The sequence below is a fragment of the Sphingomonas sp. GM_Shp_2 genome (assembly GCF_026540875.1).
GTDB classification, from domain to species: Bacteria; Pseudomonadota; Alphaproteobacteria; order Sphingomonadales; family Sphingomonadaceae; genus Sphingomonas; species Sphingomonas carotinifaciens.
On record NZ_JALNUQ010000009.1, the window covers coordinates 51,913 to 76,485 of the forward strand.

The 24,573-nt window shown below is 67.1% G+C and carries 16 protein-coding genes; 2 read left to right on the forward strand and 14 right to left on the reverse strand.

Annotated features, from left to right (window positions below):
- Positions 1–41: 41 nt before the first annotated feature.
- The 10 genes from OXR08_RS05340 to OXR08_RS05385 all read right to left on the reverse strand — a co-directional run bounded on the left by OXR08_RS05340 (position 42) and on the right by OXR08_RS05385 (position 15,301).
- Positions 42–611 carry a DNA-3-methyladenine glycosylase gene (locus OXR08_RS05340; protein WP_267348339.1) on the reverse strand — a complete coding sequence of 190 codons (570 nt, stop codon included), beginning with the start codon at positions 609–611 and terminating at the stop codon, positions 42–44.
- Positions 608–1,912 carry a nicotinate phosphoribosyltransferase gene (gene pncB, locus OXR08_RS05345; RefSeq protein WP_267348341.1) on the reverse strand — a complete coding sequence of 435 codons (1,305 nt, stop codon included), beginning with the start codon at positions 1,910–1,912 and terminating at the stop codon, positions 608–610. The genes OXR08_RS05340 and pncB overlap by 4 nt, the downstream gene beginning before the upstream one ends.
- A gap of 10 nt (positions 1,913–1,922) precedes the next feature.
- Positions 1,923–2,885 (reverse strand): alpha/beta hydrolase, encoded by a 963-nt coding sequence (locus OXR08_RS05350; protein ID WP_267348343.1) that lies wholly within the window; start codon positions 2,883–2,885, stop codon positions 1,923–1,925.
- A 9-nt stretch (positions 2,886–2,894) separates the two neighbouring features.
- Positions 2,895–5,282 (reverse strand): malto-oligosyltrehalose synthase, encoded by a 2,388-nt coding sequence (gene treY / locus OXR08_RS05355; RefSeq protein ID WP_267348345.1) that lies wholly within the window; start codon positions 5,280–5,282, stop codon positions 2,895–2,897.
- Positions 5,279–7,159 carry a 4-alpha-glucanotransferase gene (malQ, locus tag OXR08_RS05360; protein WP_267348347.1) on the reverse strand — a complete coding sequence of 627 codons (1,881 nt, stop codon included), beginning with the start codon at positions 7,157–7,159 and terminating at the stop codon, positions 5,279–5,281. The genes treY and malQ overlap by 4 nt, the downstream gene beginning before the upstream one ends.
- Positions 7,156–8,850 (reverse strand): malto-oligosyltrehalose trehalohydrolase, encoded by a 1,695-nt coding sequence (gene treZ, locus OXR08_RS05365; RefSeq protein WP_267348349.1) that lies wholly within the window; start codon positions 8,848–8,850, stop codon positions 7,156–7,158. The genes malQ and treZ overlap by 4 nt, the downstream gene beginning before the upstream one ends.
- Complete coding sequence (gene glgX / locus OXR08_RS05370; RefSeq protein ID WP_267348351.1) at positions 8,847–10,967, reverse strand: glycogen debranching protein GlgX; 2,121 nt, start codon at positions 10,965–10,967, stop codon at positions 8,847–8,849. Before glgX ends, treZ begins: the two co-directional genes overlap by 4 nt.
- A 50-nt stretch (positions 10,968–11,017) precedes the next feature.
- Positions 11,018–11,302 carry a DUF2934 domain-containing protein gene (locus OXR08_RS05375; RefSeq protein WP_211368606.1) on the reverse strand — a complete coding sequence of 95 codons (285 nt, stop codon included), beginning with the start codon at positions 11,300–11,302 and terminating at the stop codon, positions 11,018–11,020.
- Positions 11,303–11,423: 121 nt separating this feature from the next.
- Positions 11,424–12,392 (reverse strand): family 43 glycosylhydrolase, encoded by a 969-nt coding sequence (locus OXR08_RS05380; RefSeq protein WP_112383976.1) that lies wholly within the window; start codon positions 12,390–12,392, stop codon positions 11,424–11,426.
- 29 nt (positions 12,393–12,421) lie between these two features.
- Positions 12,422–15,301, reverse strand: a complete 2,880-nt coding sequence (locus tag OXR08_RS05385) for a TonB-dependent receptor (RefSeq protein ID WP_267348356.1) — start codon at positions 15,299–15,301, stop codon at positions 12,422–12,424.
- Between the two features lie 164 nt (positions 15,302–15,465).
- Here OXR08_RS05385 and OXR08_RS05390 point away from each other — a divergent pair, with 164 nt between their 5' ends.
- Together OXR08_RS05390 and OXR08_RS05395 are read left to right on the forward strand one after the other, a co-directional pair.
- Positions 15,466–16,641: a cellulase family glycosylhydrolase gene (locus tag OXR08_RS05390; RefSeq protein WP_267348358.1), complete on the forward strand. Its 1,176-nt coding sequence runs from the start codon at positions 15,466–15,468 to the stop codon at positions 16,639–16,641.
- A 614-nt stretch (positions 16,642–17,255) separates the two neighbouring features.
- Positions 17,256–19,688 (forward strand): TonB-dependent receptor, encoded by a 2,433-nt coding sequence (locus OXR08_RS05395; protein WP_267348407.1) that lies wholly within the window; start codon positions 17,256–17,258, stop codon positions 19,686–19,688.
- A 120-nt stretch (positions 19,689–19,808) separates the two neighbouring features.
- On the opposite strand, the gene OXR08_RS05400 is transcribed toward OXR08_RS05395, so the two are convergent.
- The 4 genes from OXR08_RS05400 to yaaA all read right to left on the reverse strand — a co-directional run bounded on the left by OXR08_RS05400 (position 19,809) and on the right by yaaA (position 24,482).
- Positions 19,809–20,159 carry a DUF952 domain-containing protein gene (locus OXR08_RS05400; RefSeq protein WP_267348360.1) on the reverse strand — a complete coding sequence of 117 codons (351 nt, stop codon included), beginning with the start codon at positions 20,157–20,159 and terminating at the stop codon, positions 19,809–19,811.
- Positions 20,156–22,906, reverse strand: a complete 2,751-nt coding sequence (gene gyrA / locus OXR08_RS05405; protein ID WP_112383959.1) for a DNA gyrase subunit A — start codon at positions 22,904–22,906, stop codon at positions 20,156–20,158. The genes OXR08_RS05400 and gyrA overlap by 4 nt, the downstream gene beginning before the upstream one ends.
- A 149-nt stretch (positions 22,907–23,055) precedes the next feature.
- Positions 23,056–23,745 (reverse strand): SDR family NAD(P)-dependent oxidoreductase, encoded by a 690-nt coding sequence (locus OXR08_RS05410; RefSeq protein ID WP_267348363.1) that lies wholly within the window; start codon positions 23,743–23,745, stop codon positions 23,056–23,058.
- Positions 23,742–24,482 carry a peroxide stress protein YaaA gene (yaaA, locus tag OXR08_RS05415; RefSeq protein ID WP_267348365.1) on the reverse strand — a complete coding sequence of 247 codons (741 nt, stop codon included), beginning with the start codon at positions 24,480–24,482 and terminating at the stop codon, positions 23,742–23,744. Before yaaA ends, OXR08_RS05410 begins: the two co-directional genes overlap by 4 nt.
- Positions 24,483–24,573: the final 91 nt, after the last annotated feature.

Below are 24,573 nucleotides of genomic sequence, written 5' to 3' on the forward strand. Positions count from 1 at the left end.
TTATTATTATTCGAACAGCTTCCCGCGTCGCTTCGAAAAGATCAAGACGCTTGTTCGCGGGGGAATGGACGGCTGAGAAACGGGGAGCCGGCTAGGCCGAAGCGCCAGGGCAGTTCGGCAGCCTTGGTGATGCCGATGCGCGGGCCGATGTGCAGGTCCGGCGTCAACGGCGCATCGACCAGATCGAAGGGCGCGGCGTCGAGCCTGTGGCCGTCCAGCGCGCCGCCGATGCCCAGGGCCTGGCACAGCCGGCCCGGCCCGGCGCAAAGCTGGCGCAGCGGCATGTCGCCGCGTCGCGCGGTCATCCGGTCGATGCCGTGCACCGGCTCGATCGCGCGGATCAGCACCGCGCTACCGGGGGCGCCGCATACCGTGTTCAGGCACCAGTGCAGCCCGTAGATGCGGTACACATAGGCGTGGCCGACCGGTCCGAACATGGCGGCATTGCGGGGGGAGGGGCCGCGGAAGCTGTGCGAGGCGGGTTCGTGCGCGGCATAGGCCTCGGTCTCGACGATGGGGCCGCCGACCCCGTCCACCAGCAGCGTGACGCCGATCAATGCGCGCGCGACGGTGACCACGTCGCGTGCGAAGAAATCGGCCGGCAGCGTCATATCTCGGGGGTGCGCGCCTGCCGCCCGTCATCGCCGAAGACGCGCAGATAGCGCGCGATTTCCTCGGGCGCGCCGGTTGCCTTGGCCGGATTGTCGGACAGCTTGACCGCCGGGCGGCCATTGGCGCTGATGACCTTGGCGACCAGAGAGATGGGGGAAAGACCGTCGTCGCCGTCGGGATCGCAGCCGCGAAAGTCGTTGGTCAGGTTGGTGCCCCAGCCGAAGCTCATCCGCACCCGGCCATGGAAATGGCGATAGACCTGCTCGATGCTGTCGACGTCCATGCCGTCGGAAAAGATCAGCAGCTTCTGGCGGGCGTCGCGGCCTTGTGTGCGCCACCAGTCGAGTATCGCCTCGCCCCCCTCGATCGGCGGCGCGCTGTCAGGGCGAAATCCCGTCCAGTCCGCCACCCAGGGCGGCGCATCGCGGAGGAAGGCGGCGGTGCCGAACGCATCGGGCAGGACGATCAGCAGATTGCCCTGATACAGCTCCTGCCATTCGCGCAGGACGCGGTAGGGGGTCTGCGCCAGTTCCTCGTCGCTGTCCGCCAGGGCCGCGGCGACCATCGGCAATTCATGCGCGTTGGTGCCGATCGCCTCCAGATCATTGTCCATGGCGAGCAGGACGTTCGACGTCCCGATCAGACGGTCCCCCAGCCCCTCCTTCAACGCCTCCACGCACCAACGCTGCCACAAAAACCCATGCCGCCGCCGCGTACCGAAATCGGAGATGGCGAGGTCGGGTAGTTCGCGCAACCGTTCCACCTTGTCCCACAGCTTGGCCTTGGCGCGGGCATAAAGCACGTCGAGCGCGAAACGTCCCTTGTCCGCCATCGCTGCGCGGGAGCGCAGTTCGTTGACGATGGCGAGTGCGGGGATCTCCCACATCGTGGTTTCGCACCACAGCCCCTCGAAATGCAGCTCGAACTGGCCATCGACGACGCGCAGATCATATTCGGGCAGGCGGAAGCGGGCGAGCCATGCGAGAAAGTCGGGCGCGAACATGCGGTTCTGACCATAGAAGCTGTTGCCGGCCAGCGAGATCAGTTCCTTGTGCGAGAAGCGCAGCGTTCGCGCATGATCGAGTTGCGCACGCAGTTCGGCGATGTCGATATCGTCGGCCAGCCGGATGCGCGTGGTGCGATTGATGAGCGAGAAGGTGGCGCGTACGTCCGGATGACGCTGCCGGATCATCTGCAGCATCAGGAGCTTGTAGAAATCGGTGTCGAGCAGGCTGCGGACGATGGGGTCCAGCCGCCAGCCATGGTCCCAGACGCGGGTCGCGATATCGGTGAACGCCATGAAATTCCTGTCAGCGGATGCGGGCGGCCGTGTCCAGAATGAATCGCACAATGCGATCCGGCTGGGTTGCCGGGATCATGTGGCCACCCTCGATCACCTCGTACCGACAGTCGGGGATCACTGCTGCGGTGGGTGCGCCGTCCCTTTCCGGGTCCAGCACCGCGTCCTGCGCACCGAACAGGATCGCACTCGGCAGATCCAGGGTCGGGTAGAGCGCGGCCATCTCGCTCAGGTCCGGATTGGCATGGACCAGTTCGGTGGCTGCGATGTCGATCGTCTCGGGTCGCAGCGACAATATGCCGCCGCCACGAATGGCGAAATCGTCCGGCGCATGTTCCGGCATGAATGCGCGGCGCACGGCACGGCGACTGCGTAACTGGAGGATCGGGACCGCGATGGTGTGCGCGACAAGCCGGCGAAGCGGGGCACCACCGCGGAAGAACTCCTGCACCGCAGCCGAACCGAAGGGCTGTGGCTGGGTGAGCGGAGCAAGCAGCGCCAGGCCGCCAATCCGGCCGGGTGCTGCCAGCGCGGCCGCCAGCGACACGGCACCGCCCATCGAATGACCGACCAGCAGCGGGCGTTCGATCTCCAGCCGATCGAGAAACGCCGCAATCAGGGCCCCCTGCGCGCGGAGCCCGGGATGGGTGCCGGGGGCGGCCAGCGAATGCCCCGACCCTGGGCGATCGAGAAGGACGACACGGTGGGTGTCGGCCAGCCGGTCGGCAACCTCATAGTTGAAGTTGCGCATCTGGCCGGCAAGTCCGTGGATCAGCACGATAACGGGGGCTTGGGCACCCCGGGGCCCCTTGTCGACATAATGGAGGCGCGCGCCCTCGACCTCGGCGAAATCGCCGTCCGGTGGGACGAGCGCTTCGGCGACACGACCGACATGGCGCGAATAGGCCGCCAGTCCCGCCATACCGAGCGCTGCGGCGAAGCCGCCGGTGATCAGGGGACGGTTTCGGGTCATATCGGCGCCTTACCCTTCGACCCGGTGCCAGACGGGGCCGTCGGCGAACAGGGTGGCGGCCGACAAGGCCTCGCCGTCCAGCATGACCGCGGTATCGCCCCACCAGTCGGGTCGCCCGCCATCGATCAGCGCCTCGGCATGGCGAACCGCGATGGCGCACACAAAGCGGCGGGCGCCGAGCGTCCGGGTGAAGGCGATCACCCGGTCCTGCCGGGTGCCGGTGACGGAAAGCGGCTGATACCCCTCAAAGGCCTGTTCGCGACGCAGGTCGAGCAGATCGGCGATCAGCGCCTGCTTGGCGCTGCCGCGGGTATCCAGCAGACGCTGCAACCGCGCATAATCGACGGGGCGGCGGTTGTCGGGATCGACAAGGCTCAGGTCGCGGTCCTCGCTGCCCTGATAGCAGTCCGGGACACCGGGCACCGTGCAGCGCAGCGCCGCCTGTGCCAGAGCCGTCGCATCGGCGGCGGGGGCGAGCCGCTGAATGAAATCGGCCATCGATCGGCGGAACTCGGCACCGGTCGGTTCGGTGAGCAGCGCCTCCACCAGTTTTTGCGCGCGTGCTTCATAGGCTTCGTCCGGTGCCTCCCAGGACGAACGCAGCTTGGCCTCGCGCAAAGCCTTTTCCTGCCAGCCCTGAACGCGTTCCGCAAAGGTCGCGAGGTCGTCGTCATCGGGCCATCCACCGAACAGCGTCTGGATCAGCATGTACCAGTCGGCCGGGTCGACACCCTCGGCATCCTGCCGGGTGAGGTAGCGCCATTGCTGTACCTGATCACGCCACAGGTGCGGCACCGCGCTCACCACCGACAGGCGGGCGCGGACATCCTCGCCGCGTTTATGATCATGCGTGGCGGTGGTCAGCATCGCGCGCGGGAACTGTTCGGCGCGCCCCTGCATCCGGTGATGGAACGTAGCGATATCGAGCGCCATACGCGCGGCATCGAAGCCGACGTCGTTGCGCGAGAGCAGCCGGCCATAGCGATAGAAGGCGGTGTCCTCGACCGACTTGGCAGCGATCGGGGCGGAGAGTTGCTGGAAGCGACGCACCGCCTCCGCCTTCAATGCGGGATCGCCGGGGCCTTCGCCGGACAGCCACTCCAGCACCTGTTCGAGAATGGCGGTCTCGCCGGGCGGGATGAAGCGCTGGACGCGCCGACGGGCCTCGGCCCGGATAGCTTTGTCGGTTGCCGGCGCATCGGGGCCATAGGTGCGGTACACCGGAAAGACCCAGAGCAATCGTTCGATGGCGCGGCGCCACATGGCGGGCGTGTGCGCGGAGGTTTCGGCTGCGGTGCCGGCGAACTTTACGAACGCAGCGACGCATCCGTCGAGTTGCCCGGAGAATTGCCAGGCGAGCATGTCCTGTCGCGCGCGCAGTTCCTCCGGCGCGAAATCCTCGCTGCCGCCGCTGATCTCGGACCATAGCGTACCGAGGGGCTCCGCGCCGTCCGGGTCATGGAGCAGCGCGGCGACCTCCTCCATGAAGTCATAACCGCTGGTGCCGTCGACGCCCCAGTCGGTGGGCATCGGCTCGTCGGCGGCAAGTATCTTTTCCACCACGATATAGGCGGGGCCCGCCGGAGCGTCCGCCGCGCGCGGCAGTGCGTCGAGCCGTTCGCGCAGCATCCGGCAATAGCCAGCCGGGTCGGTCAGGCCGTCGACATGGTCGATGCGGACGCCGTCGATCATGCCCTCTTCGTACAGGCGGAAGTAGAGCGCATGCGTTTCCTCAAACACGGCCGGGTCTTCGATGCGCAGGCCGGCAAGCTCGCTGATCGTGAAGAAGCGGCGCCAGTTCAGTTCGTCGTTGGCGGTGCGCCAGGAGGCGAGGCGGTAGTGTTGGCGGGCGAGGAGTTCGGGGAGGGGGAGCGTCCGTGCGGCGGCCTGGTCGTCGTCGCGGATGGGCAGGCGGTGTTCGCCATAGGCGACGAGGCAGGCGCGGCCGTCATGGCTTTCCACCGCGATCTGGTCGTCCGCCAATACCTCGGCAAGCGGGGCGCCCAGGATCGGCAGGACGAGGCGGTGCGACCAGTCGATGTCGAAGAACCGCGCGTAGCGACTGTCCTGTCCCTTCGCCAGCACGTCGTTCCACCAGGCATTGCCGCCGCCCGCGACGCCCATATGGTTGGGGACGATGTCGATGATGACGCCCATGCCGCGCGCGCGCAGTGCCGCGACAAGCGACCGGAACGCCTCCTCGCCGCCCAGTTCGGGATTGATCCGGGTGGGATCGATCACGTCATAGCCGTGGGTCGAACCCTTGGCCGCGACGGTGATCGGCGAGGCGTAGACATGGCTGATGCCGAGCCGGTCGAGATACGGAACCAGCGCCTCCGCATCCTGGAAGCCGAACCCTTCGTGGAACTGGAAGCGATAGGTGGCGCGGGGGGTCATGCGGGGGTCCGGTAGTTTAGGGTGTGGATACGGGCGACCACAGCCGGCCTAGCTAGCAGGGCGGGGGTGGCGTCGGGCAGGCGGCGGCGCCAGTTGGGGTGTTCATCGATGGTGCCGGGCAGATTGGGTTGTTCCTCAAGCCCCAGCAGATCCTCGACCGGGATCAGTGCGATCGGGCAGGGGGTGGCGGCGGCGCGCGCGATCGCGGCGTCGACCACCAGCTGCGGATCGGTGGGCTCCGGCGCGTCGCCCGCACAGGCGCGCCACAAAGCGGTACGTTCGTCCACGCGCTGCGCCATATCGGGTTCGGGCGAGCGGTCGGCGATCCTTGCCCGCCACGCAATGTCGCGGCCCAGCCACCAGCCGGCGACGGTGGCGATATCATGCGTGCCGGTCATCGCCACGGCCTCGCGATCCCATTCCGCCGGCGGCACGAAGCCGCCATCCTCGTCGCGCTCGAACGGCAGCACCCGCATGCCGAGCAGGCCGGCCTCTGCCATGGTATCGCGGAAACCGGGCGGGACGGTGCCCAGATCCTCGCCGATGACGATCGCGCCGGCGCGGTGCGCCTCGATCTTCAGGATGCGCAACAGATCCTCAAACGGCATCTGAAGATAGGCGCCCTTGTCCGCGCTTTCGCCTTCCGGGATCACCCACAGGCGCTTGAGGCCCAGGGCATGGTCGATGCGCAGGCCACCGGCATGGGCGAAGGCGCTGCGCAGGGTGGCGATGAAGGGCGCAAAGCCGGTGCGGCGCAGCGCAAAGGGGCAAAGCGCGGTGATGCCCCAATTCTGCCCGTCCGGCCCCAGCGGATCGGGCGGTGCGCCGATGCTGAGCCCGGTCAGCAGCTCGTCGCGGCGGCTCCAGCCGTCGCTGCCGTCGCCGGACACGCCGATGGCGAGATCGGCGATGAGGCCGATCGGCATGCCGGCCGCGCGACCGGCCTCCCCCGCGGCGGCGAGCGCGGTTTCGGCACGCCATTGCAGGTAGAGGTAGAAGTCGATCGCATCGGCATGATCGGCGACGAAGCGCGCGACGGCGGGGCCGCCCGCATCGTGAAACGCCTCCGGCCAGTCGCGCCAGCCGGTGGCACGGTCGCGCTGGTGGAAATAGCTGTGGAGCGCATCAAAGGTGGCGTGCGCGTGGCGTTCGGGCGTGCGGAAGGCGGCAACCGCTGCGCGGTCCTCCTGCGAGCGCCGGTCATAGTCGATGCGCAGGTCCCGCAACCGATCGGGGATCGCCGCCGACCAGTCGATCAGGTCGTCGCCACCCGATGGTGCAGCGGCACCGGCAGGGGCGAACAGCACGTTGCGATACAGCCGGCTGGACGGTGCATAGGGGCTGTAGCGCGTGGCATCGGCGGGAAAGAGCGCGTGCGTCGGGCTGATCGCCACGGCAGCGGCGCCAGCCTCGCCGACCGCGCGCATCGCCTGCGCCAGCGTGCCGAAGTCGCCGAAAGCGCCGGGGGTGTCGCCGCGGAGCGAGGGCAGTTGCACCGCGGTGGCCCATAGCGCCTTCCCCGGAACGGCGGGGCAGCGCAGCGGGGCGACGGCGATCGTCCAGGTCTCTCCCCCGGCGAGCAGCCGGTGATAGCCGGGCTCGGCGATCGGGGGCAGGGCGCCGTCCTCGCCGATTGCCGCGCTGCGACGGGTGCCGTCTTCCAGATCGAGTTCGCCTGTCAGCCCCGCCAGATGCGCGGGCAATGCGATGGGCCGACCGACATCCGCCGTGACGAAGGGCGCGGCATCGCCATCCGTGCGAAGGCAGGCGAGGATCGCTTCCAGCACCGCGTCCGAAACACGCTGCTGGCGGCCGTCCGCGTCTTCCCATTCGACGCACAATCCCGCGGCCTCGGCGCGGGCGGTGAGGTCGGTCATGCGCTGAGCCACGCGCCGAACCGGTTGCCCTCGGCATGCAACCGCTCGCCGGGATGTTCGGGCAGCGGATCGGGCGTATCGGCAAGGTCGATGACGATGGTGAGCGTCGCACCGTCGGCGAGGCGCCACTGTGCCTCCACTCGCGCATCGCCCAGCGCCCGCGCGGCGATGCCCTTCGCACCGGACAGGCGCGGGACGATGCGGTCGCGGCGCAGGGCAAGCAGCCGCGTGTAGAGATCGCGCCAGGTGCCCGCGTCCGGGCCGGGCGTGGGGGCGGAGCGGCGGAAGGTATCCTGCGCATTGGGATCGGGAATACGCTTGCGTGCCTCGGGATCGGCAAAGGCGTCGAACTTGGCGAATTCCTTGCGCCGGCCTTCGCGCACCGCATCGGCCAGTTCGTCGTGGAAATCGGTGAAGAACAGGAAGGGCGCCTCGCTGCCCGTCTCGTCGCCGATGAACAGCAGCGGGATTTGCGGGCAGAGCAGCAACAGCGCGGTGGCGGCGCGCAGCTTGTCGGGGCTGGTAAGCAGCGTCAGCCGCTCGCCCATCGCGCGGTTTCCGATCTGGTCGTGGTTCTGGAGGAAGGACACGAACCGGGTGGCGGGCAGATGGCCGGAGGGCTTGCCGCGCGGCTTGCCGTCATGATTGGGCGATCCCTCGCCCTGATAGATGAAGCCCTGATGCAGGCAGCGGGCGAGGCGCTGTGCCGGCTTGTCGGCGAAGTCGCTGTAATAGGCGCTGGTCTCGCCGGTCAGCAGGACGTGGAGGACGTTGTGGAAGTCGTCATTCCACTGCGCGTCATACACGCCGTCCGCCAATCGGTCGGCATCGTTATTCTCGTTTTCCAAGACCAGATGAACATGGCGGTCGGGCAGGGCGGCACGGATTTCCCGCGCCATGCGGTCGAGGAACGCATCGTTGGCGATGGCGTGCACGGCATCGAAGCGCAGACCGTCGAACCGGTATTCGTCCAGCCACATCAGCGCATTGTCGACAAAGAAGCGGTGAACGGGATCGGCATCGACCGCGACCGCGCCGCCCCACGGCGTATCGACATCCTGATGGAAGAAGGCGCCTGCATAGGCGCCCAGGTAATTCCCGTCGGGGCCGAAGTGATTATACACCACGTCGAGGAACACCGACAGGCCGTGGCCATGCGCGGCATCGACCAGCGCCTTCAACTCGGCGGGCGTGCCATAGGCCTCCGCCGGTGCATAGGGCAGCACGCCGTCATAGCCCCAGTTGCGGGTGCCGCCGAACGCGTTCACCGGCATCAACTGGATCGCGGTGACGCCGAGCGCGGCGAATTCGGGCAGGCGTTCCATCACGCCGGCAAAGCCACCAAGGACGCCGGCATGCAGTTCCATGACGACGGTCTCGGCCCATGGCCGGCCGCGCCAGTCAGGATGCCGCCAGTCATGGGCGGGGTCGACGACCACGCTCCAGCCGTGCACGCCGCCATCCTGAAGGCGGGAGGCGGGATCGGGGACCGCAAGGTCCGGGTCCAGCCGGAACCGGTAGCGGGTGCCCGCCGGGGCCTGAGCCTCGGCGGTGAACCAGCCATCGTCGTGACGCTGCATCGGGGTGGCATCGCCGCCATCGATTTCCAGCGTCACCATGTCCCGGTCGGGTGCCCAGAGGCGGAAGGCGGCGCGACCGCCCTCCGTCGGCGTCGGTCCCCAGGCGCTCATTGCTCGTCCGGCTCCGACTGCTCGAAATTGCTGAGCCAGGTCAGCAGAACCGCACCCTGCGGCGCGACCTCGTAGCTGTCGCCGGTCTCGATCTCGCCCTGATCCGGCTTCGCACTGTCGACCAGCACCATGCGCTGGGCATGGGGGGGCGGAAGCTGGAAGGTGATCGGATCGCCCGAGGCATTGAGCAGCAGCGACACTGCCTCGACTTGGCCGTCCTCCGTCCGGCTGGCGCGGCGCATCATCAGCGCGCGGCCCTCGGGATTGTCCCAATCCTCCGAACTCAACTGCTTGCCCTGTTCGTCCCACCATTCGATGTCGTTGATGCCGTGGCCGGGCGTATCCTGTCCGTAGAGGAAGGTATTCGAGCGCAGCACCGGATAGCGGCGGCGCAACGCCGCCAGCCGGCCGGTGAAGTCGATCAGCGCCTGACCCTCGGGCGTGTCGGCCGCCTTCCAGTCGAGCCAGCTTATCTCGTTATCCTGGCAATAGGCGTTGTTGTTGCCACCCTGCGTCCGCCCGAACTCGTCGCCCGCGACCAGCATCGGCGTGCCGAGCGAGGACATCAGCGTGGTCAGCATCGACCGCATGACGCGGCCGCGCGCGTCGTTGACCGATGGATCGTCGGTCGGCCCCTCGACACCCCAGTTGCACGACGCGTTGTGCGAATGGCCGTCGCGATTATCCTCGCCATTGGCCTCGTTATGCCGTTCCTCGTACATCACGGTATCGGCAAGCGTGAAACCGTCATGCGCGGCGAGCAGGTTGACGCTGGCCCAGGGGCGGCGCGCCCGGCGATCGAACAAGTCGCCCGAGCCGGACAGGCGCGCGGCGAGATCGCCGCGCTTGCCGGGTTCGCCCTTCCAATATTCGCGCACCGTGTCGCGGTACTTGTCGTTCCATTCGGCGAAACCGGGCGGGAAGTTGCCCAGTTGATAGCCGCCGGGGCCGACATCCCAAGGCTCGGTGATGAGCTTCAGCCGGCCCAGCACCGGGTCCTGGCGCAGCACGTCGAAAAAGGCGGATCCGGGGTCGAAGCCATCCGCCTCGCGCCCCAGCGTCAGGCCGAGATCGAAGCGGAAGCCGTCGACGCCGAAGCTGGTCGCCCAGTAGCGCAGGCTGTCCGCCACCATCTGGATGACCCGCGCCTTCGACATGTTCAGCGTGTTGCCGGTGCCGGTGTCGTTGATCGTGTAGCGCGGATTATCCTGTACCAGCCGGTAGTAGCTGGCATTGTCCAGCCCGCGCCACGACAGCGTCGGGCCCTTTTCCGATCCCTCGCAGGTGTGGTTGTAGACCACGTCCAGGATCACCTCGATCCCCGCCTTGTGCAGGCGGTGGACGGCGCGGCGCAGTTCGTCCTGGCTATCGCTGGAGAAATAGGCCTGTTCCGGCGCGAAGAAGCCGAGCGTGTTGTAGCCCCAATAGTTGCGCAGGCCCTTTTCCTGAAGGAACCGGTCCTGGGTGAAGCTGTGGATCGGCAGCAGTTCGATCGCCGTCACCCCGATGCGCTTCAGATGCTTGATGACGGCGGGGTGGCCGAGCCCGGCATAGGTGCCGCGCTCACGCGGCGGCACCAGCTCCATCAGCTTGGTCAGGCCCTTGACGTGCGCTTCGTAGATCACCGTTTCGGACCAGGGGGTGTTCGGCCGCTTATCGCGCGACCAGTCGAAATGATCGTCGACCACGACGCATTTCGGCATGGCGGGCGCGCTGTCGCGCTTGTCGAAGCTCAGATCCTCCTTTTTCGAGCGGATCTGATAGCCGTGCAGCGCGTCGGTCCACTTGATAGCGCCGTGCAGCTTGCGGGCATAGGGGTCGAGCAGCAGCTTGTGCGGGTTGAAGCGGTGTCCCGCCTCCGGCTCGTAACGGCCGTGCGCGCGGTAGCCGTAGAGTAGGCCGGGGCCGACGTCCGGCAGATAGCCATGCCACACCTCGTCCGTGCACTCGGGCAGCGCGAAACGCTTCAGCTCACGCTTACCCTGGGGGTCGAAGATGCAGAGTTCGATCGCGTCCGCGTTTGCGGAGAAGACGGCAAAGTTCACGCCCTCCCCGTCGAACGTCGCGCCGAGCGGGTAGGGCGATCCGGCCTCGAGCCGGTCGGGGAGTGCGTGCAAAGAATGGGTCTCCGGCGTTTAGCGTCGCGGGGATTCGGTGTCGTGCTGGATCAGGCCTGCTTGGCGCGGGGCTTGCGCGGCTTGCGGGCAGGGGTGGCGCGCGGCTTGGGCGCGGCGGGCGAGTCGGCGGGCTCGGCCGCGGGGGCCGTGTCCTGCGTATCGGTCAGGGGCGTGTCGGCGGCCGGGGAATCGGCGGGTTCGGCGGCGGCGGCATCGTCGTCGCCCAATTCGAGTTCGGCCTGGGTCCAGTGATCCCGGTCGCGGCCATGCGGCTCACCTTCGGCCTGCCACAAAGCATATGCGCGGTCGCGGACCTTGTTCTCGCGTTCGGCCACCCTGACGTCTCCCTCTTGCCGGGCACACGAAATGGTGCGCCACGGAAGACGAAACGGTGATCGGCCGTTTCGGCTCCGCGACGATCCGAATTTCTTTGGGGGGAGGGGGCCGTGCCCCCGGTCAGTGCGCAGGTTGCAACAGTGGGGCGCGAGCGTCGGTCATCGTCACGCGGCGGATCGTGCCGTCCGGGGCATAGTCCAGGCGGTCGATCGCGACCTGTCGTTCGCCGCGGAACGGGGGCGGGCTGCCCGGCCGCTCCCAGCGGTGATAAACGATCAGCCAGCGGCCGTCGGGCGCCTGCACGATGCTGTGGTGGCCCGGACCCTTGCGGTGCTTGTCGCTGGTCAGGATCGCGCCGCGATACTTCCACGGGCCGGTCGGCGACGATGCGGTGGCGTAATGCACCGAATAGTCCGGGCCGTTGAAGCGGCCATGGCTGTACGACAGGTAATAGATGCCGCCACGCTCGTGCATGAAGGCGCCTTCGGTGAACTCGGGCGGGTTGTCGACCGGCACCTCGCGCGCGACATGGATCATGTCGGGCGCCATCTCCCAGACGCGCAGCCGCGATCCCGCGCTGCCGCCGGCATAGAGATAGGCCTTGTTGTCCTTCGGGTCGACGAACACCATCGGGTCGATCGCCTCGAACCCCTGTCCGCCGGTGACGAGCGGGGCACCGCTGTCGCGGTACGGACCCTCCGGCCGGTCGGCGACCGCGACGCCGATGCGGCTGGGGGTCGGGTTCTGCGGACCGACCGAGTAATAAAGGAACCACTTGCCGTCGCGGGTGGCGACGCCGGGGGCCCAGAGGAAATGCTCGGGCGCACCGTCATCGCCGATCCAGCGAATCTGGTCGCGGCGGATCAGCTCGCCGCGGTTGCGCCAGGTCTTCAGGTCCTTGGACGAGAAGGCGCCGAAGCGGTCCGCAGCCCAGCTTCCGCCGGGGCCGCCGGTCGGGAAGACCCACAATTCGCCATCGATCATCATCGCGTGCGGATCGGCGCCCTGGAACTGCGGATTGTCTGCCAGTGCGCCGCCCGCCAGGGTGAGCGCCATGGCGGCGGCGGCGAACCAGTGCCTTTTCTTCATCAGCATATCCCCAATGCCCGAATGGCCGTTCAGAAGCGGAACCGGATGCCCAGCGAATAGGTCCGTTCCAGATAGACGATCTGCCGCGCATACTGGTCGCCCGCATCGTTGAACTCGCGGTAACGGCGCAGCGGGTTGCCGAGCAGGTTCACGATATCGAACGCGACGGTGATGTTGGGCATCGGCGTGACCGTGGTCGAGAAATCGAGCTGGCCGCGGCCCTTTTCCACGATCGCCCCGGTGCGCGGCGCGCCGTTGGCATCGACGTCCAGATTGACCTGGCCATATTCGAACACGAAGTTCGAGCGGTAGTTATACGCCAGCCGTGCCGAGAAGAAGGGACGTTCGTACAACCCGACAAGGTTGCCCGACCATTTCGAAACGCCGGTAAAGCGCAGCCCACGCCCGGCGACGTTCGGGTTGCTGCCCAGATCGCTGGCCAGGTCGCCCTCCGAATCGACATAGGTCGCGTTGGCCTGGACGCCGAAGCCCTTCGCCCAGTCGGGTAGCCCGTCTATGTCGAGGAAGCTGGTGAACTGCACCTCGGCGCCCTGGAAACGCGTCTGGCCGGTATTTTCGGGCAGGTTCAGCCGCGACGGGCCGAAGCCGACATCGACGCCCTCGCGATTGACGCGCGAGATAAAGCCCTGTGCATCGCGCCGGAACAAGGCCGCGGTCATCGAGCCCGCACGCGAAAAATACCATTCCAGGCTGATGTCGTAGTTGTTCGACGTCAGCGGATTGAGGTTCGGATTGCCGCCGCTGATGTTACGCAGATTGCTGTTGATGCACTGCGGCAGCGACGGGTCGGCCTGGCATTCGGGCGAGATGGTGGGCGGCGGGCCTACCGTCAGCGTCGGGTTCAGGTCAAAGAAGTTGGGGCGGGTGCGGGTCTGGTTGTAGTTCAGCCGCAGTTGCAGCTCATCGCCAAAGCGGAAGCGGGCGCTCGCATTGGGCAGATAGTCGGTATATTCGTTCCTGGCCGTGATCGGGTCGAATGTCGGCGTTGCCGCGCCGGAGGTCTCGTCCCGCACGAACCCGCTGATGCTGACCTTGGTCCGGATCGCCCGGATGCCGAGCAAGCCGTCGACCGAAATGCTGTCGTTCAGATCGGCGCCGTACTTGACCTGCGCATAGGCGGCGAGCGCACGCTCGTTCGCCTGGAAGTTTTCGGTCGGATTGAATGCGGGCAATCCTTCCGGGGCGCCGAAATAGGCGCGCAGCTGATCGATATTGTTGCGGATGCTTTCCTCGGAAAGCCCGGCGAACGAATAGACCGGGAAATTGTTGTTGAAGCTGAAGGCGGGCCGCGTCTGCCGGACGGTTGCCGGCAGCGCGGAAATCGGGATGCTCAGATCGCGGTACAGCGCGTTGGCGGGATCGTTGTTCAAACGATCGATATAGGGGGCACCGCGATCCCGATTGGCATCGCGATCATTGTAGCGCAGACCCGCCTGGATCCGCTTGATGAAACTGCCCTCGTCGAAATCATATTGGGTGTCGCCGCGCAGCTGGATGTCCTTGCCGCCGACCTTCAGATGTTCCTGGAAGAAACCGCGGACATTGAAATTGTTCGGGTCGCTGGGATCAAAGTCGACAAAGTTGAACGTCGGTCCGCCATCCGGCCCGTCGAACAACACCGTGCGCGTCGGCGAACGGGCGAAAAGATAGTCGATATTGTAGAGTTTGAAATCGTAGGTCGAGCGCGTGTAGGCGCCGTCGACCGACCATTGCAGCCGATCCCTCTGCCATACCATGCCGCCACCGATCTGGTAGGTGTTGGTACGGCCGGATGCCGATGTGTAATAGCCGTCGGGTATGCTGCCGCCGACAACGGTGGCGCTCTGCGCCACATTGGCCGCACCGGGCCGCGTCGTCAGATTCTGCAACTGGAAGTCGGGGCCGCCGAAGATCGGGACGAACATCCACTGGTTTTCGTCGTGGCTGCGATACCCCTGGTAGAGGCCGTCGACATAGACCTCCAGTTCGGGGCTGGGACGCCACTGGAACGCGGCGTTGGCCGAGGGGCGGAAGCGGTTGCCGTTGCTGGTGAAGCGTCCCTGCGCATCCGGGTAGCGGATGCCGGCGCCGGCACCGGGCGCGCTTTCGGCCGTGGTGGTGCCGATCACGACCGATTGTTCGCGGGTCGCATCAAGATAGTTGAGGCCGACATAGGATGCGTTGACCAGCAGGCCCATCTCACCAATGCCGGTATCCCACCGGTCGCTGACGAGCAGATTGCCGTTCCATGTCGGCTTGCCCGATTGCTCCCAGTGAACGCCGTTGAGCGAACCCGAAACCTCGAACCCGTTGAAGTCGAACGGGCGACGACCGCGGACGTTGACCTGCCCGCCGATGCCGCCTTCGATCAGATTGGCGGTGCCGTTCTTGTACACCTCCAGCGCGGCGACGGTGCCGGCGGGAAAGTCCTGGATCGCGACGAAGCGGCCCTCGGCGGTGAAGATCTCGCGGCCGTTATAGGTGGTGCTGATGTCGGGCAGGCCGCGGATCTGCACGCCCGCCGCCTCGCCGGCGCCGCGCGTCACCTGCACGCCCGAGACGCGGGCGAGGGCGGCCGAGGCGAAGGTGTCGGGCAGCTTGCCGATATCCTCCGCGACGATGGCATCGACGATGCCGTCCGAATTGCGCTTGAGCGCCTGCGCCGACTCCAGGCTGCGACGCAGGCCGGTGACGACGATCTCGCCATCGTCGGCCGGGCCCTGCTGGCTGGAGGGGGCCGGGACGCTGGGATTGGCGGACAGGTCGCTGGGCGTGTCGGGCTTGGGGGTTTCCTGCGCCACCTGAGCCTGTGCCGGCATGGCAGCGAAAAGTCCGACAAGCATCGCGGTCGATGCGCGGAGCAGCGCCTTGTCCTTCATGATATCCAACCCCTGTTTCGTGTCCGGCATCTTTGCGCCTTGGATCACAGGCAATTACCGCATTTGTCGGAGGTGACAAGTGAGATTTGAACGGTAAGCCAAACGAACCACATGATAAAAATAGCGCGTCGGCTTGTAAGACAATTCGGGATGGGGCTAGACCGGCGGCAGAGAGCAAAAGCAGGAGAGGATCGATGAAGCTGATCGTCACGATGATGACGGGGCTTGCCACCAGCGCGTTGCTGGTCGCCGTGCCCGCCGAGGCGCGGGGCCGGTGGACGGAGGCGCAGGCGAACGCCTGGTACGCGAAACAGCCCTGGCTGGTCGGCGCCAATTTCGCACCCGCCAATGCGATCAACCAGTTCGAAATGTGGCAGGCCGAAACCTGGGACCCCAAGCGGATCGATTACGAACTGGGGCTGGCACAGGGCATCGGCATGAACACGATGCGCGTGTTCCTGCACGATCAGCTATGGACCAAGGACCCGGAGGGGTTCCGCCAGCGCATCGACGCGTTCCTGACCATCGCGCAGCGGCACAACATCAAGCCGCTGTTCGTGCTGTTCGACAGTTGCTGGGACCCGAACCCGGTGGCGGGGCCGCAGCATCCGCCGATACCGGGCGTGCACAATTCCGGCTGGGTCCAGTCGCCCGGCATGGCGGGCCTGCGCGACCGTGCCGGCTGGCCGCGCTACAAGGCCTATGTGCAAGGCGTGATCGGCGCCTTTGCAAACGATCCGCGCGTGCTGGGCTGGGACCTGTGGAACGAGCCCGACAACGGTGCCGACCAGTATAAGGGACAGGAGGGCAAGGAGCCGCTGGTCCGCGCGCTATTGGCGCAGGTGTTCGACTGGGCGCGCGCTGCGGAGCCTTCGCAGCCGCTGACATCGGGCGTGTGGATCGGCGACGACTGGACGCCGGGCGGGCGCGGCTCGCCGATGGAAAAGCTGCAACTGGGGCAGTCCGACGTCATCTCGTTCCACGATTACAGCTGGCCGGAAACGTTCGAGCGGCGGGTGCGGCAGTTGCTGCCCTATAACCGGCCGCTGCTGTGCACCGAATATATGGCGCGGGGGAACGGATCGACCTTCGACAACAGCCTGCCGATCGGCAAGCGCTACAATGTCGCGATGATGAACTGGGGCTTTGTCGATGGCAAGACGCAGACGCGCCTGCCCTGGGACAGTTGGAAGAAGCCCTATACGCAGGACGAGCCGACCATCTGGTTCCACGAGGTGTTCCGCGGCGATGGCACGCCGTACCGGGCGGCGGAGACGGACCTGATCCGGCGGCTGAGCGCGGCGCCCAAGGGCGTGGTGCCGGCGCCTCCTGGGGCAGATGCATCGCCGCCGCGGCGCGCGCGGCGGTGATCGGGGCGAGGGGGGCTCGATCCGGATGACCCCGGGTTGATCCACCCCTCGTGCGTATCGCGGCGACGTATCGAACGACACGTCGCCGCCTCGCCCGGCGGGACGGCCTGACTCAGCGGGGGAAGCGGGACCGGCATCGACCGGCCTTCGCGCCTGCTGAGACAAAAGGAATGTGCGCAGGCGCGTACAGGGTGCTGATCGGTGACCCGCGCAGACTGGCACGTTCATCGTCCGGGGCGCGAAGGCGATGTCCCACCGCATCCTGAGACGCACGCCTCCCAACTCCCGCGCCCATCGCGAGGACGTGGATGGTCGTTCCGGACAGCGTGTGGCCGTCGGCTCCGTGCACCCGCATGTCGATCGGCGTTGCGCGCGGTGGTGATCGGTGCCTCTGAAATTCTCCAACGGACCAGATCGGGCTCACCATCGAAGAAAAGCGCATGGCCAAATCATCGCCCTTCCATCCGGGCCGGCCCCCTTGTCACTGATGTCGGCGACAATTTTTATCCAAAGGGCACCCCCAAGAATTTCTACGGATCATCCACCGCTTTGATGGATTATGGCACCGGTCAGGGACCGTCCCACCAAACAAGAAAAACAAGGGGTTGATAGTGCTGCTTTTCTGCACATCGCTGCTCGCCACCAGTTCCGCGCTCGCCCTTGCCGCACAGGCGGCGCCGCCTGCGCAGGAAGCGCAGGCCGCACCCGTCGCCGATGCCGCGACGCCGGAAGAGGAGGGCGACGTCATCGTCGTCACCGGTACGCGTGCCGAGGGGCGCACCCGTCTGGACAGCGCCTCGCCGGTCGATGTGCTGAGCGGCGCCAGCCTGCAGCGCCAGGGCACGACCGAGCTGGCCACCGCGCTGTCGGCGGTCGCCCCGTCGATCGATTTCCCACGGCCTGCCGCCAATGACGGCACCGACGCGATCCGCCCGGCGACGCTGCGCGGCCTGTCGCCGGACCAAACCCTGGTGCTGATCAACGGCATTCGCGGCCATACCTCGGCCCTGCTCAACACCAACGGCACCGTGGGCCGGGGATCGGCGGCGGTCGACCTCAACACCATCCCGACCGTGGCACTCGACCGGATCGAGGTGCTGCGCGACGGCGCCTCCGCGCAATATGGCTCGGACGCGATCGCCGGCGTCGTCAACCTGCGCCTGCGCGAAGCGCGGTCAGGCGGCGGTGCACAGGTCAATTACGGATTCTACAACACGGACGTGGACACCGCGAACGGCCGGCGCTCGGTGACGGGCGAGAACGCGGTCACCGCCTCGCTGTGGCAGGGGATCGGGTTCGGCGAGGACGGTTTCCTGACCGTCTCCGGCGAATATCTGAAGCGCAGCCCGACCAACCGTGCGGACTTCGACCGGCGCGTGACGCCCAACCGCATAACCGGTCGTTACGGCGACCCGGAAGTCGAGCAGTATACCGGCTTCGTCAACGCGGGCACCTCGCTGACCGACGACTGGAGCCTGTACGCGTTCGGCGGTTACCAGGACCGCGACACGCGCAGCGCGGCCTTCCCGCGGCTGGCCAGCGCCACGACCGCTCTGGCGGGGTATCCCAACGGCTTCCTGCCGATCATCAACACCAAGGTGCAGGACCTGAACTCGGCCGCGGGTCTGCGCGGCAATCTCGGTGGGTTCGATGTCGACCTGTCGTTCAGCTATGGCCGGAACAAGATCGGCTTCCGCACGCTCAACTCGGCCAACTACGCCTATGGCAGCACGACGCCGCGCGACTTCAGTGACGGGGCGCTGATCTACGACCAGTATATCGTCGGGCTTGACGCGACGCGCCGCTTCGACGTGTTCCAGTCGCTCAACGTCGCCTTCGGTCTGGAAGGCCGCCGCGAGGGGTACAAGATCCAGGCGGGCGAGCAGGCCTCCTATGGTTATCCGCCCGCGGGGACGGTGACGGGGGCCGCGGCCAATGCGGCGCCCGGTGCGCAAGGGTTCGGCGGCTTCTCGCCGCTCAACGAGACCGAGCGCAGCCGCCGCAACGTCAGCGCCTATGTCGATATCGAGGCACAGGTGACCGACAAGTTCCTTGCCGGGCTTGCGGGCCGCGTCGAGGACTATTCCGACTTCGGCAGCACGGTAAACGGCAAGCTGTCGCTGCGCTACGACGTGGCCGACTGGTTCGCGCTGCGCGGCACCGCCTCCACCGGCTTCCGTGCGCCGTCGCTCCAGCAGCAATATTTCACCCAGATCGCGCAGGTGGTGCAGAACGGCGTGCCAGTCCAGACCGGCACCTATCCCTCGGTCAGTCCGGTCGGCACCGCGCTCGGCGGCCTGCCGCTGGAGCCGGAAAAGTCGACCAACCTATCGGTCGGCACCGTGATCCGCTCCGGCGGGTTCGACCTGACGGTGGATGCCTATCGCATCCATATCCGCAACCAGATCGGCCTGTCGGAGAATATCTCCGCAGGTACGCCCGGCACCGCTACCTATAATCCGCAGGTTGCCGCATTGCTGCCGGCTGACGTCTCGGCGGCACGCTTCTTCATCAACGGTCTGGCGACCACCACCAAGGGCATCGACGTGGTCGCGCATTATCGGTGGCGGACCGCAGGGGCGGGCGCGTTCGACTTCACGCTGGCCGGCAACATCAACGACGTGAAGGTCACGCGCGTGCCGACCAGCACTGCGACGCTGAACCCGGCGCCGACGCTGTTCGCGCGCAGCCGCATCCTGACGCTGGAGGACGGCACCCCGCAGCAGAAGGTGACGGGCACGGTCGACTGGTCGCTGGACCGGCTGGGGGCGCTCGCCCGCGTCACCTATTACGGCAACGTCAATCAGGCGGGCACCACGCCGGCGGCGGACGTGTTCACCGGCAACCGCGCGATCACCGACCTGGAACTGCGCTATGCCGCGACCAAGGGCGCGCAGATCGGCCTGGGCGTCAGCAACCTGTTCGACGTCTATCCGCGTGAAACGCCGCTCGCCAACAATCCCAGCGGCGTGCTCGGCTTTCCCTATTACTCGCCCTTCGGCTTTAACGGCCGGTACCTCTACGCGCGGCTGGGCCTGAACTGGTAAGCTATCGCAAAGGTACGGAAACATCCGTTCGTGCTGAGCGAAGTCGAAGCACAGCCACCAGCGCGTGGCCTTCGACTTCGCTCAGGCTGAACGGTTTGGGTTACAGCTTTGGCGCCTGCATCACCCGGTGATGGGCAGGCGCACGGTGCCGTCGTCATCCCTCTGCAGCGGACCGTAGGCGACGACCGCATTCAGCGGCAGATCGGCATAAAGATGCGGGAATAGCTGCCCGCCGCGGCTTTCCTCCCATCGCACCGCGTCGCCCATCGCCTCCAGATCGACGGCCGCGACGTGCAGGTCGTTCTGCCCGGCGAAATGCTTGTCCACCGTCTCCGTCAGTTGCGCGGCGGTGGACAGGTGGATGTAGCCGTCCTGCCGATCGACGGGCGCGCCGGTGAACACGCCGTCGGTCTCCAGCGTCGCCATCTGCTCGGCGGTCAGCACCTTGTATGCAGTTGTCGGGTGCGTCATTCGCCATCCTCCGGGCCCTGGCTCAGGTCGTCGCCGACCGTTGCATCGTCCTGTGCATCGATCACCGGGGTCTCGTCGGCCAGATTGGCCTCCGCCTCGTCCTCGGTTTCCTCGATCCGCGCCGCCGACACGACATGCTCGTCCGCCGCCACGTTGAACAGGCGCAGGCCCGCCGAGCCGCGACCGATGACGCGCAGGGACGCCAGCGACATGCGGATCAGCTTGGCCTGATCGGTCACCAGCATCAACTGGTGCCCCTTGGTCGCCGGGAAGCTGGCGACGACATCGCCGTTGCGGGCGATGTTGTCGATGTTGGTGATCCCCTGACCGCCGCGGCCGGTGCGGCGATATTCATAGGCCGAGCTGAGCTTGCCATAGCCGTTGGTGCACACCGTCAGGATGAACTGCTCGGCGGCGCGCAGTTCCTCGTACCGCTCGGGCGGCAGTTCCGGCTCGCCTTCCTTTTCGCCCTTCCAGGGGGCGAAGCGCAGATACGCCTCGCGCTCCTCGGAGGTGGTGCCGACCCGGTGGAGGACGGACAGCGAGATCACCTCGTCCTCGCCCTTCAGCGCGATGCCGCGCACGCCGGTGGCGGTACGGCTCTGGAACTCGCGCACATCGTCGGCGGCGAAGCGGATCGCCTTGCCGCAGCGGGTGGCGAGCAGCACGTCGTCGCCCGCGCCCAGCAGCGCGACGCCGATCAGCCGGTCCTCGCTTTCCTCCTCGAAACGCATCGCGATCTTGCCGTTCGAGGGCACGTTGGTGAACGCGTCCATCGAATTGCGCCGCACCGCGCCCCGGGCGGTGGCGAACATGACGTGCAGCGCACCCCATTCCGCCTCGTCCTCGGGCAGCGGCAGCACGGTCGAGATCGTCTCGCCCGGCGCCAGCGGCAGGAGGTTGACCATCGGCCGCCCGCGCGTCGCGGGACCGCCCTCGGGCAGGCGCCAGACCTTGTAGCGATAGACCTTGCCATGCGTGGAGAAGAACAGCACCGGCGTATGCGTCGAGGTCACGAACAACTGCGTGACGACATCCTCGTCCTTGGTCGCCATGCCCGAGCGGCCCTTGCCGCCGCGGTTCTGCGCGCGGAAGCTGTCGAGCGAGGTGCGCTTGATATAGCCCTGCATGGTTACGGTCACGACCATGTCCTCGCGCTCGATCAGATCCTCGTCGTCGATGCCGTCGGCGGCCGCCGCGATCTCGGAGCGGCGCGGCGTCGCGAACTGGTCGCGCACCGCCACCAGCTCGCCGCGCATCACCTCGTACAGCTTGGCGCGGTTCGCCAGGATTTCCAGCAGCTCGGCGATCGAGGCGGCCAGCGCCTGCAGTTCCTCGCCGATCTCGTCGCGGCCGAGCGCGGTCAGGCGGTGGAGGCGCAGGTCGAGGATCGCACGCACCTGCGTGTCCGACAGGCGGTAGCTGTCGCCGGTCACCTCGACATCGACCGCCTCGACCAGCCGGATATAGGGCGCGATCTCGGCGATCGGCCATTCGCGCGCCAGCAGCGCCTCGCGCGCGGCGGCGGGCGAGGACGATCCGCGGATGATCCGCACCATCTCGTCCAGATTGGTCACCGCGATGACCAGGCCCAGCAAGATATGCGCCCGCTCGCGCGCCTTGTTCAGCTCGTATTTGGAGCGGCGGGTGATCACCTGCTCGCGGAACTGCACGAACGCCTGGATGATGTCGCGCAGGTTCAGCAGCTCGGGGCGGCCGCCGCGGATCGCCAGCATGTTGGCGGCGAAGCTCGACTGCGCGGGCGTGTGCCGCCAGAGCTGGTTCAGCACCACCTCCGGCGTCGCGTCACGCTTCAGGTCGATGACGATGCGCACGCCTTCGCGGTTCGATTCGTCGCGAATGTCGCTGATGCCCTCGATCCGCTTTTCCTTGGCGGCCTCGGCGATCTTCTCGACCAGCGCGTTCTTGCCCTGCTGGTAGGGGATCTCGGTCAGCACGATCGAGCGGCGGTCGCCGCGCCCTTCCTCGATCTCGTAGCGCGAGCGCACGATGACCGAGCCGCGCCCGGTATTGTAGGCTGACCGTGCGCCGGCCCGCCCCAGGATCACCGCGCCCGTCGGGAAGTCGGGGCCGGGCACGATGTCGATCAGTTCCTCGATCGTGATCGCGCCATTGTCGATATAGGCGAGGCAGGCGTTCACCACCTCGCCCAGATTGTGCGGCGGGATGTTGGTCGCCATGCCGACCGCAATGCCGCCCGCGCCGTTGACCAACAGGTTGGGGAACTGCGCCGGCAACACCTGCGGCTCGCGCTCCGACCCGTCATAATTGGGCTGGAAGTCGACCGTGTCCTTGTCCAGATCGTCCAGCAGCGTGTTGGCGACCTTGGCGAGGCGCGCCTCGGTGTAGCGCATCGCGGCGGGCGGATCGGGGTCCATCGATCCGAAATTGCCCTGGCCGTCGATCAACGGCACCCGCATCGACCAGTCCTGCGCCATGCGCGCCAAAGCGTCATAGATCGCGCTGTCGCCGTGCGGGTGGTATTTACCCATCACGTCACCGACGATGCGGGCGGACTTGCGGTAGGGGCGCCCGGCGACGAAGCCGCTTTCCGCGGCCGAATAGAGGATGCGACGATGCACCGGCTTCAGGCCGTCGCGCACGTCGGGCAGCGCACGCGCCACGATGACGCTCATCGCATAGTCGAGATAGCTCGACTTCATTTCGTCGACGATCGAGATCGTCGAAATGTCGGAGGGTTCCGCGAGCATCGTCTCGTCGGCCAAAGCAGCTACTTTCAGGCTTGTGTCAGTTGGGAAACGACATCCCTAGCCGCTCCGAAGGCGCCTGACCACCCCCGCGCACGCGCGCCTGCGCGAGGGGGCGGGGCAGGGGCCAAGTCGTTGCAAACGCTGCGGCAAGGCCCCCGCCACCGTCAGGGTGAAACCTCTTTTCCCTCCCAGTCGAACAGCTTGCCGCTGTCGATCACCCGCAACCCGTCGATCACGTCCAGCAACTGCACCGCCGCGCGCCCGGCGTCGAACAGCCGCCCGGCCTGGACATTGGCCTGAAACGGCCTCGACAATGCGGTATCGACGGTGCCGGGGTGCAGCGCGACCACGATGGAGCGGTCGTTGCGTCGCTTCTCCTCGACAGAGGCGGTGCGCACCAACTGGTTCAGCGCCGCCTTGGAGGCGCGGTATCCATACCATCCGCCGAGCCGGTTGTCGGAGATCGAGCCGACACGGGCGGAGAGGGCGGCGAATACGGTGCGCCCGGCCCGCGGCATCAGCGGCAGGAAATGCTTGGCGACCAGCGCGGGGCCGATCGCGTTGACCGCGAATTGCCGGTGCAGCCAGGCGGGATCGAGGTGCGCGATGCTCTTCTCGGGACCCCGATCGCTCGCGTGCAGCAGGCCGGTCGCGACGATCACCAGATCGGGCGCGGTGGAGAGCGAAGCCGCCGCTGCCGCGATGCTGGCCTCGTCCTCCAGGTCGATATGGTCCGCGCCGGCAAAGGACCGCGCAAAGCCGCGGGTTGCGATATCCTCGTCGCGAAGCGCCTCGACCAGCGCGGCACCGATCCCGCCGGATGCGCCGATCACCACGGCCTGTTTCGCGCTCATCGCCGGAAGGTCCACTGGTCGGCGCTGCTCGCGGCCGCGTCATAGGCATAGCCATCGGCATCGAAGCCGCGCATCGCGTCGGTGTCCGTCACCCGGTGCTCGACCAGCCAGCGTGCCATCAGCCCGCGCGCCTTCTTGGCGTGGAAGCTGACGAAACGGTCGCCTTCGCGGAAATCCACCGCGATCACGCGGATGTCGGCGGGCAGGCGACCCTTGACCGCGTGCCAATATTCCTGGCTCGCCAGATTCAGCACCGTCCCCGATCCTTCCGCGGCCACATCATCTTCCAGCAGGGTCGCGATCCGGTCCCCCCACCATTCGGTCAGCTTCGTGCCCCCCGGTGCCCAGCGCGTTCCCATTTCCAGCCGGTACGGGCGCATCGCGTCCAATGGGCGCAGCAGGCCATACAGGCCCGACAGCATCCGCAGATGATCCTGTGCGAACGCCACCTGCGCCTCGTCCAGCGTATAGGCGTCCAGCCCCGCATAGACGTCGCCGGCAAAGGCGAACATTGCCGGGCGCTCCGGCGCGTCCGCAAACCCGGCGAAGCGCTGCGCGTTCAGCGTCGCCAGTGCCGGGGAGATGCGCATCAGGCTGCCCAGCGCCTCGGCCCCCAGCTTTGCGGCAGCAGCGGCCAGTGTCTGCGCTTCCCCGGCAAGGCGCGGATGGGTGCGGGTATCGACGGGCGGCGGGGTGTCGTAATCGAGCGTCTTGGCGGGTGAAATAACGGCAATCATGGTGAAAGCGGCGCTACAGGCGGGAGCTTCGCTATTCAATCCGCGTTCAGCGTCCGTTCGGCAAAAGGGGGTGGTTCGCTTGAATGGGTGG